Source organism: Nostoc sp. NMS9 (assembly GCF_017114995.1).
Taxonomy (GTDB): domain Bacteria; phylum Cyanobacteriota; class Cyanobacteriia; order Cyanobacteriales; family Nostocaceae; genus Nostoc.
In genome coordinates this window covers 1-14,588 of record NZ_JABXKL010000059.1, presented here as the reverse complement: position 1 = coordinate 14,588, position 14,588 = coordinate 1, and the positions used below count along the sequence as shown (strand labels likewise).

The 14,588-nt window shown below is 41.5% G+C and carries 11 protein-coding genes; 4 read left to right on the top strand and 7 right to left on the bottom strand.

Features of this window, described 5'->3' with window-relative positions:
• Window positions 1–13 precede the first annotated feature (13 nt).
• Window positions 14–2,665, bottom strand: a complete 2,652-nt coding sequence (locus HWQ40_RS17840; protein WP_292780000.1) for a PAS domain S-box protein — start codon at window positions 2,663–2,665, stop codon at window positions 14–16.
• Between the two features lie 487 nt (window positions 2,666–3,152).
• Here HWQ40_RS17840 and HWQ40_RS17835 point away from each other — a divergent pair, with 487 nt between their 5' ends.
• The gene (locus HWQ40_RS17835) at window positions 3,153–3,743 is read left to right on the top strand and encodes a Uma2 family endonuclease (protein ID WP_292779998.1); all 591 of its coding nucleotides are present in this window, start codon (window positions 3,153–3,155) and stop codon (window positions 3,741–3,743) included.
• Window positions 3,744–4,099: 356 nt separating this feature from the next.
• Here HWQ40_RS17835 and HWQ40_RS17830 read toward each other — a convergent pair whose 3' ends face one another.
• Window positions 4,100–4,615, bottom strand: a complete 516-nt coding sequence (locus HWQ40_RS17830; RefSeq protein WP_292779996.1) for a GNAT family protein — start codon at window positions 4,613–4,615, stop codon at window positions 4,100–4,102.
• Window positions 4,616–4,790: 175 nt separating this feature from the next.
• Here HWQ40_RS17830 and ada point away from each other — a divergent pair, with 175 nt between their 5' ends.
• On the top strand, window positions 4,791–5,870 hold the full coding sequence (gene ada / locus HWQ40_RS17825; protein ID WP_292779994.1) for a bifunctional DNA-binding transcriptional regulator/O6-methylguanine-DNA methyltransferase Ada: 1,080 nt from the start codon (window positions 4,791–4,793) through the stop codon (window positions 5,868–5,870).
• Window positions 5,854–6,516 (top strand): DNA-3-methyladenine glycosylase, encoded by a 663-nt coding sequence (locus HWQ40_RS17820; RefSeq protein ID WP_292779992.1) that lies wholly within the window; start codon window positions 5,854–5,856, stop codon window positions 6,514–6,516. Before ada ends, HWQ40_RS17820 begins: the two co-directional genes overlap by 17 nt.
• Here the strand turns inward: HWQ40_RS17820 and dapF are convergent.
• Window positions 6,500–7,339 (bottom strand): diaminopimelate epimerase, encoded by an 840-nt coding sequence (dapF, locus tag HWQ40_RS17815; RefSeq protein WP_292779990.1) that lies wholly within the window; start codon window positions 7,337–7,339, stop codon window positions 6,500–6,502. The genes HWQ40_RS17820 and dapF overlap by 17 nt on opposite strands.
• A 69-nt stretch (window positions 7,340–7,408) precedes the next feature.
• On the opposite strand from dapF, the gene HWQ40_RS17810 reads away from it, so the two are divergent.
• Window positions 7,409–7,627: an RNA-binding protein hfq gene (locus HWQ40_RS17810; RefSeq protein ID WP_292779988.1), complete on the top strand. Its 219-nt coding sequence runs from the start codon at window positions 7,409–7,411 to the stop codon at window positions 7,625–7,627.
• Window positions 7,628–7,849: 222 nt separating this feature from the next.
• Here HWQ40_RS17810 and HWQ40_RS17805 read toward each other — a convergent pair whose 3' ends face one another.
• The 4 genes from HWQ40_RS17805 to HWQ40_RS17790 form a co-directional block, all read right to left on the bottom strand.
• On the bottom strand, window positions 7,850–9,634 hold the full coding sequence (locus HWQ40_RS17805) for a diguanylate cyclase (protein WP_292779986.1): 1,785 nt from the start codon (window positions 9,632–9,634) through the stop codon (window positions 7,850–7,852).
• A 696-nt stretch (window positions 9,635–10,330) separates the two neighbouring features.
• A complete protein-coding gene (locus HWQ40_RS17800; protein WP_292779984.1) occupies window positions 10,331–12,670 on the bottom strand; it encodes a cation:proton antiporter in 2,340 nt (779 codons plus the stop codon).
• A 483-nt stretch (window positions 12,671–13,153) separates the two neighbouring features.
• The gene (locus tag HWQ40_RS17795) at window positions 13,154–14,131 is read right to left on the bottom strand and encodes an SDR family NAD(P)-dependent oxidoreductase (RefSeq protein ID WP_292779982.1); all 978 of its coding nucleotides are present in this window, start codon (window positions 14,129–14,131) and stop codon (window positions 13,154–13,156) included.
• A 12-nt stretch (window positions 14,132–14,143) separates the two neighbouring features.
• Window positions 14,144–14,467: a hypothetical protein gene (locus HWQ40_RS17790; RefSeq protein ID WP_366934001.1), complete on the bottom strand. Its 324-nt coding sequence runs from the start codon at window positions 14,465–14,467 to the stop codon at window positions 14,144–14,146.
• Window positions 14,468–14,588: the final 121 nt, after the last annotated feature.

Sequence of the window (14,588 nt, the reverse complement as noted above, 5' to 3'; positions counted from 1 at the left end):
ATTTTTTGGTGATTTATGGGCGATTTGTTGCGGATGAAGTCAACAGAGGTAGTGTAAACCAGAAAGTTAATCCACGCTTGCGGTTACTCATAACACCGATTTCGCCGCCATGCGCCTTAATAACTTTCCGACAAAGGTACATTTTTAAGCCAATGCTTGTAGAGCAGCAATCTTGAGGATCGCGGACATGGAGATCGAAGAGGCGATCGCACTCTACTTTACTCATTACCACACCGTCATCTTGAATGTGAGTGCGAATCATTCCGCCCTCAATGGTGGCACTCAGGGTAAAATTTAATCCTGGTGGATTATTCTGCAAGCCATGTGCGATTAAATTTACCAAAACTTTCTGCAATCGAGTCCCATCTGCCATTACTAACGGTAAGTCTGCGGGAACCAAGTTCTTCAAAGTCGCTTGATTTTGTGTCAGCATGGGTTCCAACTGGACTAATGTTCCTCCCAGTAGAGTGCTAAATTGCACAGGTTCGATGTTGATCTCAATACCCTGTTTTTCACAGGAATTAATTTCTAGCAAGGAGTTAATCATCGTCAGTTGGCGATCGTTGCCCTGAATCATTCGCTCGATGATTGAGCGAGATATTGGAATAGGGGATTGGGCATGGGGCATGGGGTATGGGGCATGGGAAAGAGGCAGAGGGGCAGAGGGGATGGGGGGCACAGGAGAAAGACTTGCTGTAATTTCCCCCCTGCTCCCCTGCTCCCCTGCTCCCCTGCTTCCCTGCCCCTGATTTAACAAATTCTTTAACACCATCAAGTTACCCATCACGGAAGTTCGTAAATCGTGGGCAACTGTATGCAAAACAACATCTTTGACGCGATGCAATTCTTCAACTTCTTGCATTTTCTGCTGTAACTGTGCTGTCCGTTCTTGGACTTGGTGTTCTAAATTAGTGTTGAGTTCTGCTAGCTTTTGGCATATCTGGCTTTGTTGAATCGCGATCGCTACCTGTTCTGACATCTGCTGTAACAAATCAATTTCTATTGGCTGCCAATGACGCGTCCCTGAGCATTGATTGGCAATTAATGCGCCAAATAATTCATTACCTAGCATAATTGGTACAGTCAAAGTCGCTTTCGTTTGGAATTTTTGAAAGTGCGCTTTGACTTTGGGAGATACTGTCATTTGCGTTACGTCTTCAACGACACGCACAAGATTATCTTTTAGTAAGTTTTTTAATTCTTGTAGATAAGCTTCATCATTAGTAGACCAACCTGAGACTGATGGATATTTGGGATCTACTGATTCGGCAAGAGTTCTGACTCCTAAATTGGTATTATTTAAACCAATGAAAACCCGATCTGCTTGGAGAAATTGCCTAACTTCTGTCACGGTGGTTTGAAGAATTTCCTTTAAGTTAAGCGAAGACCGAATTCGCACTAGGGTTTCTGCCAACAAGCGATCGCGTTGCGCACAAAAGCGTAATTGTGCTTCTACCTGTTTGCGTTCTGTAATGTCGTGATGCACTGCTAAAATGGCAGGAATACCATTCAAATCAATGACTTCGGCTGAAAGGAGCGTTGTAATTATCTCACCAGATTTTTGCCGAAATTCAACTTCTAAGTTACGAGCGACTCCCGTGCTTTGCAACTCTTGCACTAAGTTTAGGCGATCGCGATCGTGTAACCAAAGATTTAACTCAAAAGAAGTTTTACCAATTGCTTCATCTCGCCCATAACCTGAAAGATTTACAAAACTGTCGTTAACTTCGATAAAGCGTCCTTCTTGCAGCGTGCTAATCGTAATTGAATCGGGGCTGCAACTAAAAGCTTTAGCGAATTTTTGGGCAAGATTTTGTAAGGCGACTTCTCCTTGTTTACGATCTGTGATGTCTCGGACAATTGCTAGTACTTCATCTGCGCCACTCACTACCAACCGCGCCTCATAATCTCTGATTCCCAAAGATGTTGCTAGTTGATATTCACAAGTTTGTAAAGTTCCAGAATCTAAAGTTTTAGCGATCGCTACTTGGCTAATGGCTGCAACATCACTCGGCAATAACTCTTGCAAATTTTTTCCAACTATTTCTTCTCTCGATAGAGTGATATTTGCGCCCTCACTTTTCAAATCTAGATACTCGCCATCGCGGCTGATGCGAAACATCAAATCGGGGATAGCATCTAAAATTGCTTTATACCGTGCCTCACTCTCTTGCAATTTTTCTTGGGCTTGTTTTCGGTCTGTAATATCCATAAGCAAGCCATGCCAAAGAAAATCGCCTGCTGCTTGTAATTCGGGTTGTAAAGTACCTTGAATCCATTTAAGTTTGCCACTAGGCGTAACAATCCGACCTTCCCAATGCCAAGGTGTAAGAGTAGTACGACAAACAGCAATAGATTCTGTAAAAGCTTTTATATCTTGTGGATGAATCAGTTTGTATAACACCTGAAAGTCTGCCTGTACAGCTTCTGGTTCTAATTCATACAAATATTTACAACCAGAACTAATATAAGGGATAAATATAGAACCATCTTGCCGTTGCAGAATTTGGAAAATCATCCCCGGTAAATTGGCAGCAATTGTTTCCAACAGAGGGATCTTCTCTGGTAGAAAATCTGGTTTATGCACTGATTTGACAATTTCATCCACTCTTAGACCCTTTGATATATAAGCAATTGGCATAATATTCAAGGCAATCATAGCCATTGTAAAAGTTTTTTAGCTGTCAGCGAGATCACTAACAGCAAAAAAGTGGCTCTACTTTCAGAGTAGTTCTGGATGCTGCGATCGCATTCACCCAATCGGGTGAACCATTTGTCAAAGAGCGAATCAGTTCAGGAGTGCTGAGTCACTTTGAGGCAAAGGTTTCATCCTTTTCTGAACACTAAGTACAGTTTTGCATAAATTCGTAGCTTTTTTAAACGCAAAGGAATGCAAAGAGAATGTAAAGATGTAGCACTGCTACGTCTCTACAAGGGTTATAGATAATAACTAATTTAGAGAAATATCTAATAGGTGATTAATTAATAAAATTTTGTAGTCAGCTAATCGTCGTTCAAATAGCATCTTGGTGTCTTTGCGTAAGATTATCTGCACATCAGCTTATTCTCATATCCTTGAAAAACAAACCCTGATTTTAGGAACAATAACTATCTACTAGAATAGATATATTGCTTCCATCAAAACTGATAACATGAATACTACCACCGTCAGTTTACCTCCTACACTCGAATTAAATATCGACTTGACTGACGAGCAATTTTTTCAGCTTTGTCAAAATAATCGAGACTTAAAGTTTGAGCGGACAGCTTCAGGGGAATTAATTATTATGCCACCTACGGGGAGTAATACTAGTGACCGTAATGCCGATTTAACTTATCAATTAAGAGCTTGGAGTCGTCAAAATAAACTAGGTAAATCCTTTGACTCTTCTGGTGGTTTCAAACTTCCCAACGGTGCAGAGCGTTCTCCAGATGCTTCCTGGGTGAAAATGGAACGGTGGAATGCTTTAAGTGAAGCAGAAAAAGAAAGATTTGCTCCTTTGTGTCCCGATTTTGTGGTTGAGTTAATGTCTCCAAGTGATTCCTTAGAAAAAACGCAAGCCAAAATGATGGAATATTATATGGAGAATGGCGCTAGATTAGGCTGGTTAATTAATAGAGGACAGCAGCAGGTAGAAATTTATCGTCCTAATCGAGAAGTTGAGATTTTACAAAGTCCTAAAACTCTATCGGGAGAAGATGTTTTGCCAGGATTTGTTTTAGATTTGGTGGAAATTTTGTGAATAGTTCGCATATAGTACAACACTTGCATAATTATCATAAATTATTTTCGGAAATTAAATGCGATGTCTACGACGGGCGTAGATGCAGCAACGAGAATACCGCAGGCACCGCACTTCATATCGTTTAGCCTTAGTTGCAGTAAACCGAGCCGACTTTGATCGCAACAATCAGATAGAAAGTAGTTTCTCGATACAGCTAATCTATTCTCATTTAGAACATGAATAGATTTACCAACATGGAGAAATTAACGATGGGTTTTTAGGAGTGGATAGTTTCTGTATTATGGGAAGGCTCGATCTTTTTTATCAAGAAAGGCAGGAGGACGTTCGGCGAACCCTCAATCGAGCCACAGAGGTTAGGAGGAAAACCCACCATTTTTTGCTGCACTAGCCAGTCTTTCATATTCAGGTCGTAAAACGGACATAATAATCAGGGAATCATAACCATTTTCTGATTTTAGACATTCGCGTAGCTTTCCTTCGACAACAAAACCAGCACCTTTGTAGACAGCCTGAGCGCGATGATTTTGCTCTTTAACATCCAACCATAACCGATGTGCTTTGTATGTCTCAAACACCAATTTCTTAATTATTTCAACAGTGTCTTTGCCATAACCTTGCCCTTTTTGTGTGATGACAATGCGACGAAACTCAATACTCTGATTTAAATTAAGCAGTCCAGCCAAAATAACGTAACCAATTTTTATTTCTGTTTGCACAATCAGATGAGCAATATCAGAATCAGCGATCGCTTGAAGGTGCTGTTGATATGACCAAGGAATGATGTACTGTCGATTATCATCATCATACTCGGTTTGCAGAACATAATCGAGATCAGCTTCTTGTGTTTTGCGTAGACTTAAACTGTGCATGATCTCACTCAACGATGTATTATCATCACTTTGTTCATTATTGTGAACGGTTATGTTTATCTTAGGTGAATATTCACCAGCATCATGCTGATCTTTGCGGATCTAGTTGTCATTGATAGTGGGGTGCTAAAAACAAATGAATTCTTTAATAAAAAATATATTGAAGGAGGCATCAATGCAATTACAACAAACACCAGTCTTGGAAGAAACACTATGGGAAGCAGTTCTCAATCGAGACTCCGCTTTTGAAGGCAAGTTTTTCTATGGTGTTCGCTCTACAGGCATTTATTGCCGACCTATTTGCCCTAGTCGCAGACCGAATCGGAATCAAGTTTGTTTCTTCCAGTCGGTACAAGATGCTGAAATTGCAAGTTTTCGACCTTGTAAGCGCTGTCAGCCACAATCTGAAATAGTTCCAAATACAGCCAAAATCTTAGCAGTATGTCGATATATTGAATCACAAGTTGACCACATTCCAACCCTCTCGGAATTATGCTCTCAGGTGGAAATGAGTCCCAGCTACCTACAAAGAATATTTAAGCAGATAATTGGCGTATCCCCTTTTCAATATGCAGATGCGCTGCGTAGCCAACGATTGAAACAGCGTCTTCAGTCGGGGGAAGAAATTGCTGATGCAGTTTACGATACGGGGTATGGTTCAAGTAGTCAACTTTATGAGAAAGCACCTAAACAACTGGGAATGACACCAAAAACTTACCAACAAGCTGGAAAAACAATTAATATTGTCTATGCGATCGCTCCATGTTCACTAGGATATTTGCTTGTGGCAACAACAGAGAAGGGTATCTGCGCCGTAAAATTAGGTGATGAAGCAGACAAGCTTGAACACATTTTGAAGCAGGAATTTCACCAAGCGCAGATCGTGCGTGATGATCGCACACACAAAAACTGGATACAAGCAATCCTCGACTTTATTGCAGGAGGCGAGGCACATCTTGATTTACCACTTGATATCCGTGGGACAGCATTTCAGAAACAGGTTTGGCAAGCATTACAGAAAATTCCATATAGCGAAACCCGCACATACACTGATATTGCTCGTGATATTGACAAACCCCAAGCAGTTCGCGCGGTGGGTAATGCTTGTGGCGCTAATCCGATCGCGCTGATTGTACCATGTCACCGTGTGCTGCGGAGTGATGGCAGTCTTGGTGGTTATCACTGGGGAATTGAGCGCAAACAAAAACTGCTTACACAAGAGTCGAAATTTTACAAACATGACTCAAACACCTGAATTAGAATCGTTGACTGAAGAAAGTTTGACCCGTGGTTTAATGGTGCTTGCCAATCTTGACAGCGATTTGGCTCGGATTTTAGAGACATTAGGGCCTCCACCGATATGGCCAAGAGAACCGGGTTTTGTAACGCTATTGTGCATAATTTTGGAACAACAAGTTTCTTTAGCGGCTGCAAAAGCCGTATTTACCCGACTATGTGGGGTTATTGTTACTTTGACACCAGAAACCTTTCTAACATTAGATGATGCTCAATTAAGAGCGATTGGATTCAGTCGGCAAAAGATTTTATACTGTCGTGGATTGGCTCAGGCAATCGCAACTGGTCAGCTTGACCTCAGCAAGCTGGAAACAATGGACGAAACTACTATCAGAACTGAGTTAAAGCGTCTCAAAGGTATAGGAGACTGGACAGTTGATATTTACTTGCTAATGGCGCTGCAACGTCCTGATATCTTTCCTAAAGGCGATTTAGCGATCGCGATCGCTTTCCAAAAACTCAAAAACTTGGCAACCCGTCCAACACCAGTGCAACTAGAAGCAATGACACAGCACTGGCGACCGTGGCGAGCCGTTGCTGCAAGGCTTTTATGGCACTACTACTTGAGTAATGCCACTGTTAAGTCAGTTACAGTTTCCCAGTGAATACCTTTTCAGCCGGGCCTGTCATATAAACCCGTTGGTCGATTTCTGACCATTCAATTTGTAAGGGGCCACCAGGTAATTCTACAGTTGCGGTGCGATCGCATTTCCCGGTTAACACACCAGCTACTAAAGAAGCACAAGCACCAGTCCCACAAGCTAATGTAATCCCAGCACCCCGTTCCCACACCCGCATTTTCAAATAGTCACGGCGTACCACTTGAATAAATTCGGTATTTATGCGTTGAGGGAAAACTGGGTGATGCTCAAATTTTGGCCCAATGGTTTCTAGCTCAATTGCTGCTACATCTTCCACAAAAGTAATGCAGTGGGGATTTCCCATATTTACACAGGTGACATCCCAAATTTGCCCCGCTACCTCTAACGGCTGAGAAATGACTTTTTCTTGGGCGGGTGCAAGGGTGGTAGGAATTTCGCTAGCGAGTAACCTGGGTAAACCCATGTCTACTTTAACTTGACCATCAGATAAGAGTTGGGGAGTCATTACACCACCCAAAGTATGAATGCGATATGAGTCTTGATTGCGGGATTCGCCTTCTAAGTCTGCCAAAAAGCCAGCTAAACAGCGAATGCCATTGCCACACATTTCTGGTTCTGAACCATCGGAATTAAAAATCCGCATGGTGTAATCAGTGCCGTTTTCTCCAGGTAGGACAAAAATTACACCATCAGCACCGATACCAAAGTGGCGATCGCACAACTTGATGGCTTGCTCTGGAGTCACTACAGGCACAGATGACGAGCGATTGTCAATCAAAATAAAGTCGTTGCCTAGACCATGATACTTAGTAAATTCGATTGCCATTTCTTCAAGGATGAATTATCAAGGATTAGTTACTCTTTATTTTGCCTTGTAGGTTCATCTTTACTAAAAATGCTTACCGAATTTGACACCACTTTACCCAGTATTAGACAAGTCCAAAACCTGATTAAACAAACAACGCCAGTAGAGTTAAAGCTGCTGACTCAGGATGTACTCACAGGAAAGGTTTTATGGCAAGATCCACAGTGTATCTGTATTGCGGATGAAAATAGTCAGCAAATCACCGTTTGGAAACAAGCGATCGCCTACATCAAGCCGAAAGTGAGTTAGGAGTGAGGCAGAAAAATCACAACCGATCGCTTCATCACTTGCTTCACTCGAATTAAAAATTAAAAATTCAAGCCCACGGCTTAAGCCGTGGGCTTTGAATAAAGACGCCTTGCGCCTCGCATCTCGGAGCAATTCTTTATTTATTGTGCGATACAAGCCCACAACTAAAGTTGTCTATTTTTAATTTTTAATTTTATATTTTTAATTGTTTTGTCACTGGACTTAGAGTTTTGCAGCACAAACCCACCTATTGCGTCCTTGTTCTTTAGCTTTATACAAAGCTTTATCGGCTGCGTTAATTAAGTCTTGAGATGAACTTTCATCTGTTGGTCTTTGAATTGCAACACCTAAACTGACGGTCACAAAATATTGAAAGTTATTCTTCTTCTTATGGGTAATCTTTAATTCTTGAATAGATTTTTGAATCAATTTAGTTACTTTAATCGCACCTGATTCGTTCGTATTTGGCAAAATGACAATAAATTCTTCACCACCATAACGAGCTAGTAGATCGGTAGGACGCTTTAATACAGATTGTGCTGCATGAGCAACTTTTATTAAGCATTCATCCCCAGCTAGATGTCCATAAGAATCGTTATAATCTTTGAAATAGTCAATATCAAATATAATTAAAGATAAATAATTTTCACTTAGTTTTAGTCGATTCCATTCCTGCTCTAAAAATTGATCGAAACAATGACGGTTGGCGATTTGGGTTAGAGCATCTAGCTTACTAAGTTTTTCTAGCTGAGAATTTGCTAGTTCTAAAGCATGGTTTGCTTGAGCAAGTTGATTCGCTTGAGAGCGGAATTGCTCTAATAATTCAGAATGTTCTAAAGCTACATTAAACTGAGCGGCTAATTGGTGGATAAATTGAATTTCTGACTTTTTCCACTCGCGTGAACAATAGCACTGATGAACACATAGTAATCCCCATAAAGTTTTTCCTTTCATTAGAGGTGCAACAATTTGTGCCTTGATTTGAAATTGCTCTAACAGTTGAATGTGGCAATCCTTTAGCCCAGCTTGATAAACATCTGATACTACCTGTATACGCCCTTGGTGATAAGCAACTGCATATTTTTCACCAAAACAATCATCCTTTACCTTGATGGCGATCGTAGAATCGTAGTCAGGTAATACATTCTCAGAGACAAATTCCCCAGAGGTATAGTTCGATTCCGGGTCAAATCGAAAGATACTGACGCGATCGCTACGGAGAGCCTTACGAATTTCTCGTACAGTAGTCTTAAACAAGGTGTCTAGATTCAGAGATTCACGAATTTCAGCAACTAAATTAAATAGAATATCCTGCTGTTGATTCGCTTTATACAGTTCTGCTGCTTTTTGTTCTGCTTGAGCTAAAAATTCTGCTTGTTTAACTGCAAATCCTAGCTGCGTTGCAATCTGAGACAGAAACTGAATTTCTAATTGTTTCCATTCATGTGGCTGTGAGTGCTGATAAGCAGCAAGCACTCCCCACAGTTTTTTTCCAACAAAAATTGATGCAGTTGCATAAGCTCGAATATGGAACTGTTCTAAAATTTCTAAATGGCATTGAGACAAGCCTGCTGCGTAGACATCTGAAGCAATTAAAGTTTCATTATTACGATACCGTCCACCTTGATGTTCTTGTAGATAAGAGTCATTCCAAACTGTATTTTTTCCTAATGTCTCTACATCATCCCATCCTGTCTCTGCAAACTCAAAGTCGCTGACAAATTCTCCACCCCAGTTTTCATAGAAACGATAAACGGCAATCCGCTCGACGCGGAGTAACTTGCAAGTTTCTTTAGTGGCTGTACGAAAAATTGTTTCTAATTCAAGAGAAGCTCGAATTTTACTAATAACTCGGTAAAGCGCCCTTTCTTGCTCTTCTAGCTGCTGAATTTGAACTTGTTTATCATGGAGTTGAGTTTCTAAATTACTAACACTAGGCTGTCCTAAAAGCTTACAGAGTAGATTAGCAGATACTTTCGTAATAATACGTAAACTTGTGTACAACATTATAAGTATAATTTCAGTAATATTTTAAAGATCAAAAGAGACAGCTACAACGATGTAAAAACGTAGTTTTTCTTAGTTTATAACGATTATCGCGTAAGAAAGTTTCGTGGTCGCTTCTCTTCATTTGACTTTTGCCATTAAGTCTTAAAAAGCTTGCTCACAAATAATTTTGGATACATTACAGTAATTATCATTATCACCAAAGTATCTGATAACTGAAAATATGAGATGAAAAAGTATTGTAAAGACAGAATAAATTTGTAAAAAGTAAAGCTCAATTTTTAGATAAATTCAGTTATAAAACAAGGTAATCAAATTCAGTAGACCGAAAACTTTTGCGATTGATAAAGATCAAGCAGATGACTCCATTAAATACTTTTCTGCAAAAGAGAATCAAAATTTAGAGTAGTCAAAGGCAAAAGATCGCCAGTCCTCAAGCTTGATTTGTCGCCTTACACCGCAACCACTTTTCAAACATCCTCCTAAGCTCTTACGGATGGACTGTTACCGAAACTGAGCTGCAAATTACTCAATCCATGATCATGTCCACATCAGAGAGAACATCTTGGATCTGGGTATTATCAAAAGCAATATTATCCTAGAAGAATATGAAAAAGCACCCCAAATAGTCAAGTCACTACCATCCCAAAGGCGCGATCGCTATATTGAGTCGCTTACCTTGCGGAGTCTTAAAGTTTAATCAGTCACACTATCCGTAGGTAGAAAGTCTTTGAGCGCTTCTACCTCACCAGCTTTCGCCATTGGGATCGAAAGGGGTACTGAACTAGCGATCGCAAATAACTGTTCTAGTTGACTCAAACCCGTCAAGCCACCACATAATAATACTTGGTCGCCGATTCGCAAGTCCATGCCGCCATCAGGATAGCGAATAAATTTACCATCTCGCCGGATCGCCTGTACCTGTACTCCATACTGCTTACCGATCTCTAAATCTTTAAGGGTTTTACCTAGTGTTGGCGCATCTGCATTAACTGTAACCCACTGGCAAGCACTATTTTCTCCAGGAACAACAGCTTGTCCTTTAGCTAATTCTGCTAAAGCCCCTAGTTCTTCATCTGCTCCCACCACTAGCAAGCGATCGCCTTCTGCCAATTTGGTTTGATTATTGGGATAATCAATTTCATCGCCGTTAGCGCGGCGAATTGCCATCAAACTCACTCCTGTTAAATAGCGCATATCCGCCTCTTCTATACTCATGCCAATTAAGGGCGAATTAGATGGTAAAGGATACCAGCGCTGATTTAAATCGCGGGTGGCTTGGCGCAAATCACGAGCCACTTCAGTCGCAGAACGCTCTGGGCGCAAATCTAAATAATGATCGTTGCGGATTTGCTGCATTTCTCGTTGTACCACAGTTGACGACAACAAGCCTAAGCCAGTTAATAAATAGGTTGCCATTTCTAAGCTGGCTTCAAACTCTGGTTGCACAACTTCCCTGGCTCCCAATTGATACAGCACCTCAATATTTTTATCCTGGGTAGCACGGACAACCAAATCTAATTCTGGGCACAATTCCAAAGCGCGTTTCAAGCAAAGACGAGTACTCATGGGGTCTGGGAGTGCGATCGCCATTCCTTTGGCATGATTCACCCCAGCAGTTTCCAAAACGTGTAAACTTACGCAATTACCATAGACATAAGACACCCTAGCCTCGCGCAACTGCTGAATTCTACTCTCCGATTGGTCGATTACCACCACAGGTAGGTCGTGTTGCAGTAACAACTTCACCAAATTCTTGCCGACTCGCCCATAGCCACAAACTACTACATGGTCTTTAAAGGGCAAATCTTCCGACACATCCCGCGCCTGATCTTCTTCTAAGTATGGTTTCAACCAAGGCATTGATTCGGCAAAGTTAAATAAAAATGGCACTAACCTCAGTACAAAAGGAGTAAGCATGAGAGTGACTGCGGTAGTTCCCAAAATTAATAAGTATATTTGTCGGGACACTAGCCCCAAAGACTGCCCTTCGCTAGCGAGAACAAAGGAAAATTCCCCAATTTGCGCCAGTCCTAAACCGGCAATTATCGCTGTTTTCAAAGGATAGCGGAACAGTTTTACTAAGGGCGTGATAATCAAAAATTTACCGACGAAAACTATTGCCACCAACCCCAAAATCAATTCTAGGTTGTTCCACAAAAACACTGGGTCAATTAACATCCCAATGGCGGCAAAAAATAAACTGGCAAATATATCTCGCAGTGGTTCGACATAAGTCAGGGTTTGGTCGGCGTACTCCACCTCAGAAATCATCAAACCCGCGACAAATGCCCCCATCTCAATCGATAGTCCCAAATGCTCTGTCAACAGGGCAATGCCTAAACATAGGGCTACAACTCCTAATAAAAAAAGTTCTTTGCTTTCGGTACGGGCTAGCAGTTGCAACAAAGGCGGTATCAGCCAAATCCCCGCAGCTACCGCACCAGCAGCAAATAAAGCAATCGAACCTAGCGCTGTTAGGACGGCAATGCCAATAGTTTCAGCTGGTTGGTTGAGGGCTGGTAAGACTGCTAGCATCAATCCTAGTGCCAAGTCCTGTACTACCAAAATACCCAGCATCACCTGACCGTGGGGCGTTTCTGTTTCGTTGCGCTCCATCAAGCACTTGAGGACAACCGCTGTGGAAGACAGGGACAGAATACACCCCAAAAACATCCCCTTAGCAGGTAAGGCTCCCCAGGCTCCGGTTAACCCGCATACTAAAACTGTCACCAAAATCGTCAAAGCAATCTGGAGTCCACCTCCACCAAGAGCGATCGCTTTTACCTTCTTGAGTTCCGCAAAGGAAAATTCCACACCCAAAGCGAATAACAAAAAGGCGACCCCGAACTGTGCCAGAGTCTCTACTTGAATCAGTTCTTTAATCAATCCCAGTCCCGTTGGCCCAACGACTATCCCGCCAATGAGATACCCCAGCAGCACGGGTTGTTGCAAAAGTGCCGCGAATAGTCCGCCACAAGCTGCAACGCCTAGAACTAAAACTAAATCAACAATTAACCGAAAATCTTCTTGCACCAGTTTTAAAAGAACTCTTAAGACCTATTAATTCAGGATACAAAGTTTTACGGTCTCAAACAGCTTGTTTCGTGAAGGGGTGACAAAATTTGCTTATTTTGAAGGGAGCAGGCAGTAGGTGAGCAGGAAGGATACATCAAGGTTTTTGAAGGTATTTTGATTCACGAGTATCAAAGGTGGATTCATCCAGTTCAAATACTCGTTAACGGAGTTCAAAGGTGGATTCATCTAGTTCAAACACTCGTTAACGGAGTTCAAAGGTGGATTCATCTAGTTCAAACACTCGTTAACGGAGTTCAAAGGTGGATTCATCTAGTTCAAACACTCGTTAACGGAGTTCAAAGGTGGATTCATCTAGTTCAAACACTCGTTAACGGAGTTCAAAGGTGGATTCATCTAGTTCAAACACTCGTTAACGGAGTTCAAAGACTTATTGTTGCATTATTTAAGACGCGTCTCTTCTGGCTCCATGCCCAATGCCCATTAAATTTTAGGCGAACCCAGGGTATTCAATAATAGCAGCGACCACGGCACTTTAATATCAGGTATGAGCCATGAATACTTTCTCAGTACAGGCAATGCAGCTGGTAGTACAAAACGCAGAGAGCGTAGGGATGCGGGCTGATGGCCATTTTCATCTACAAGATTATATTTCTTAGCCAGTTCGGCAACAATCTGCACACGTCCTGTACGGTTTATAAGATTTGGCTCACTAGCAAGTGCAGCGATCGCTCGTCCAGTTAATAAAGGAGTTTCCCAGTTGTAGCGATCGCTAATGAATGAGTTCTTCTGGTCAGTAGCATTGGTTTGATTCATTTCAGAAGCAAAACGGGAAAAAAGCTCAGTACCAACAATACCCGGCCAAATTGAAACAGAAGCGACGTTATGGGGTTTTAACTCAACAGCCATATTAGCAGCTAGGCGATCGCAAGCTGCTTTGCCAACACCATAAACTGTATTAAAGAGATAAAACATACTACCCCACGAGGAAATAGTGCAAATTAGTCCAGAGTTACGCTTAGTCATCATCCGAGCCGCAAAAACACTCGCAACATAGTGGCTCCGAAGACCAACGTTGTTGCTAGCATCCCAAAGAGTTGGTTCACAATCCCAAAAGGGCTGTCCCTGAGCGTCTTTTAATGCCTGAACTCCTGAGTAAGCATTATTTACCAGTAGGTCGAGTTGGCCATTTTGCTCATCTTGAATGCGATCGAAAAGCAAACGTACCTGCTCATCGTCGCTGTGGTCTACTTGGATGGGAATGCATACACCACCGACTTCCTCAATGGCTGATTTCGTTTCACTAAGACTTCCTGAAACCCCATCACTGGAAGAGTTGTTGAGGCTGCGACCTGTGATGTATACAGTTGCACCTGCTTCACCAAGTCCAATGGCAATTCCCCTACCAATTCCCCGCGTAGCACCTGTTACTAAAGCCACTTTACCTTCAAGATATTTCATTAGCGCTCATTTCTAATCTTTGACCGTTAAATATTGATTATTACAATATTCTTTCGTAGCTGTAACTGAAACAACTTCTACTTCTATCGGTTTTTCTTTAGTTCCGTCGATCAGAAACTCACTAGCTCCTTCACGAGGTTTTTTCGGATTTCCCCAATCATAGGTGTAACCTAAACCTGTCCAAGGATAATGTTCTTGACTAGCGACTGTATAAGAAGTTGTGTATATCTCTTGCAAAATCGGATAACTAGCAGGAATCGGTATATTAAAAACATTACAACTAGAATCATTAATTTCTGGATCGACACATGGTCTACTTAAGTTTTCAGCTTTCACCCACATTTCGACAAAATGCGTCTTATTTGAATTTCTATTTAAAATTAAGCCTAAATACTGCTGTAAGGGACTTGCAAGAAAATAAGATCCCAATCAAACTGGAGTAATCGTGATATCCCAT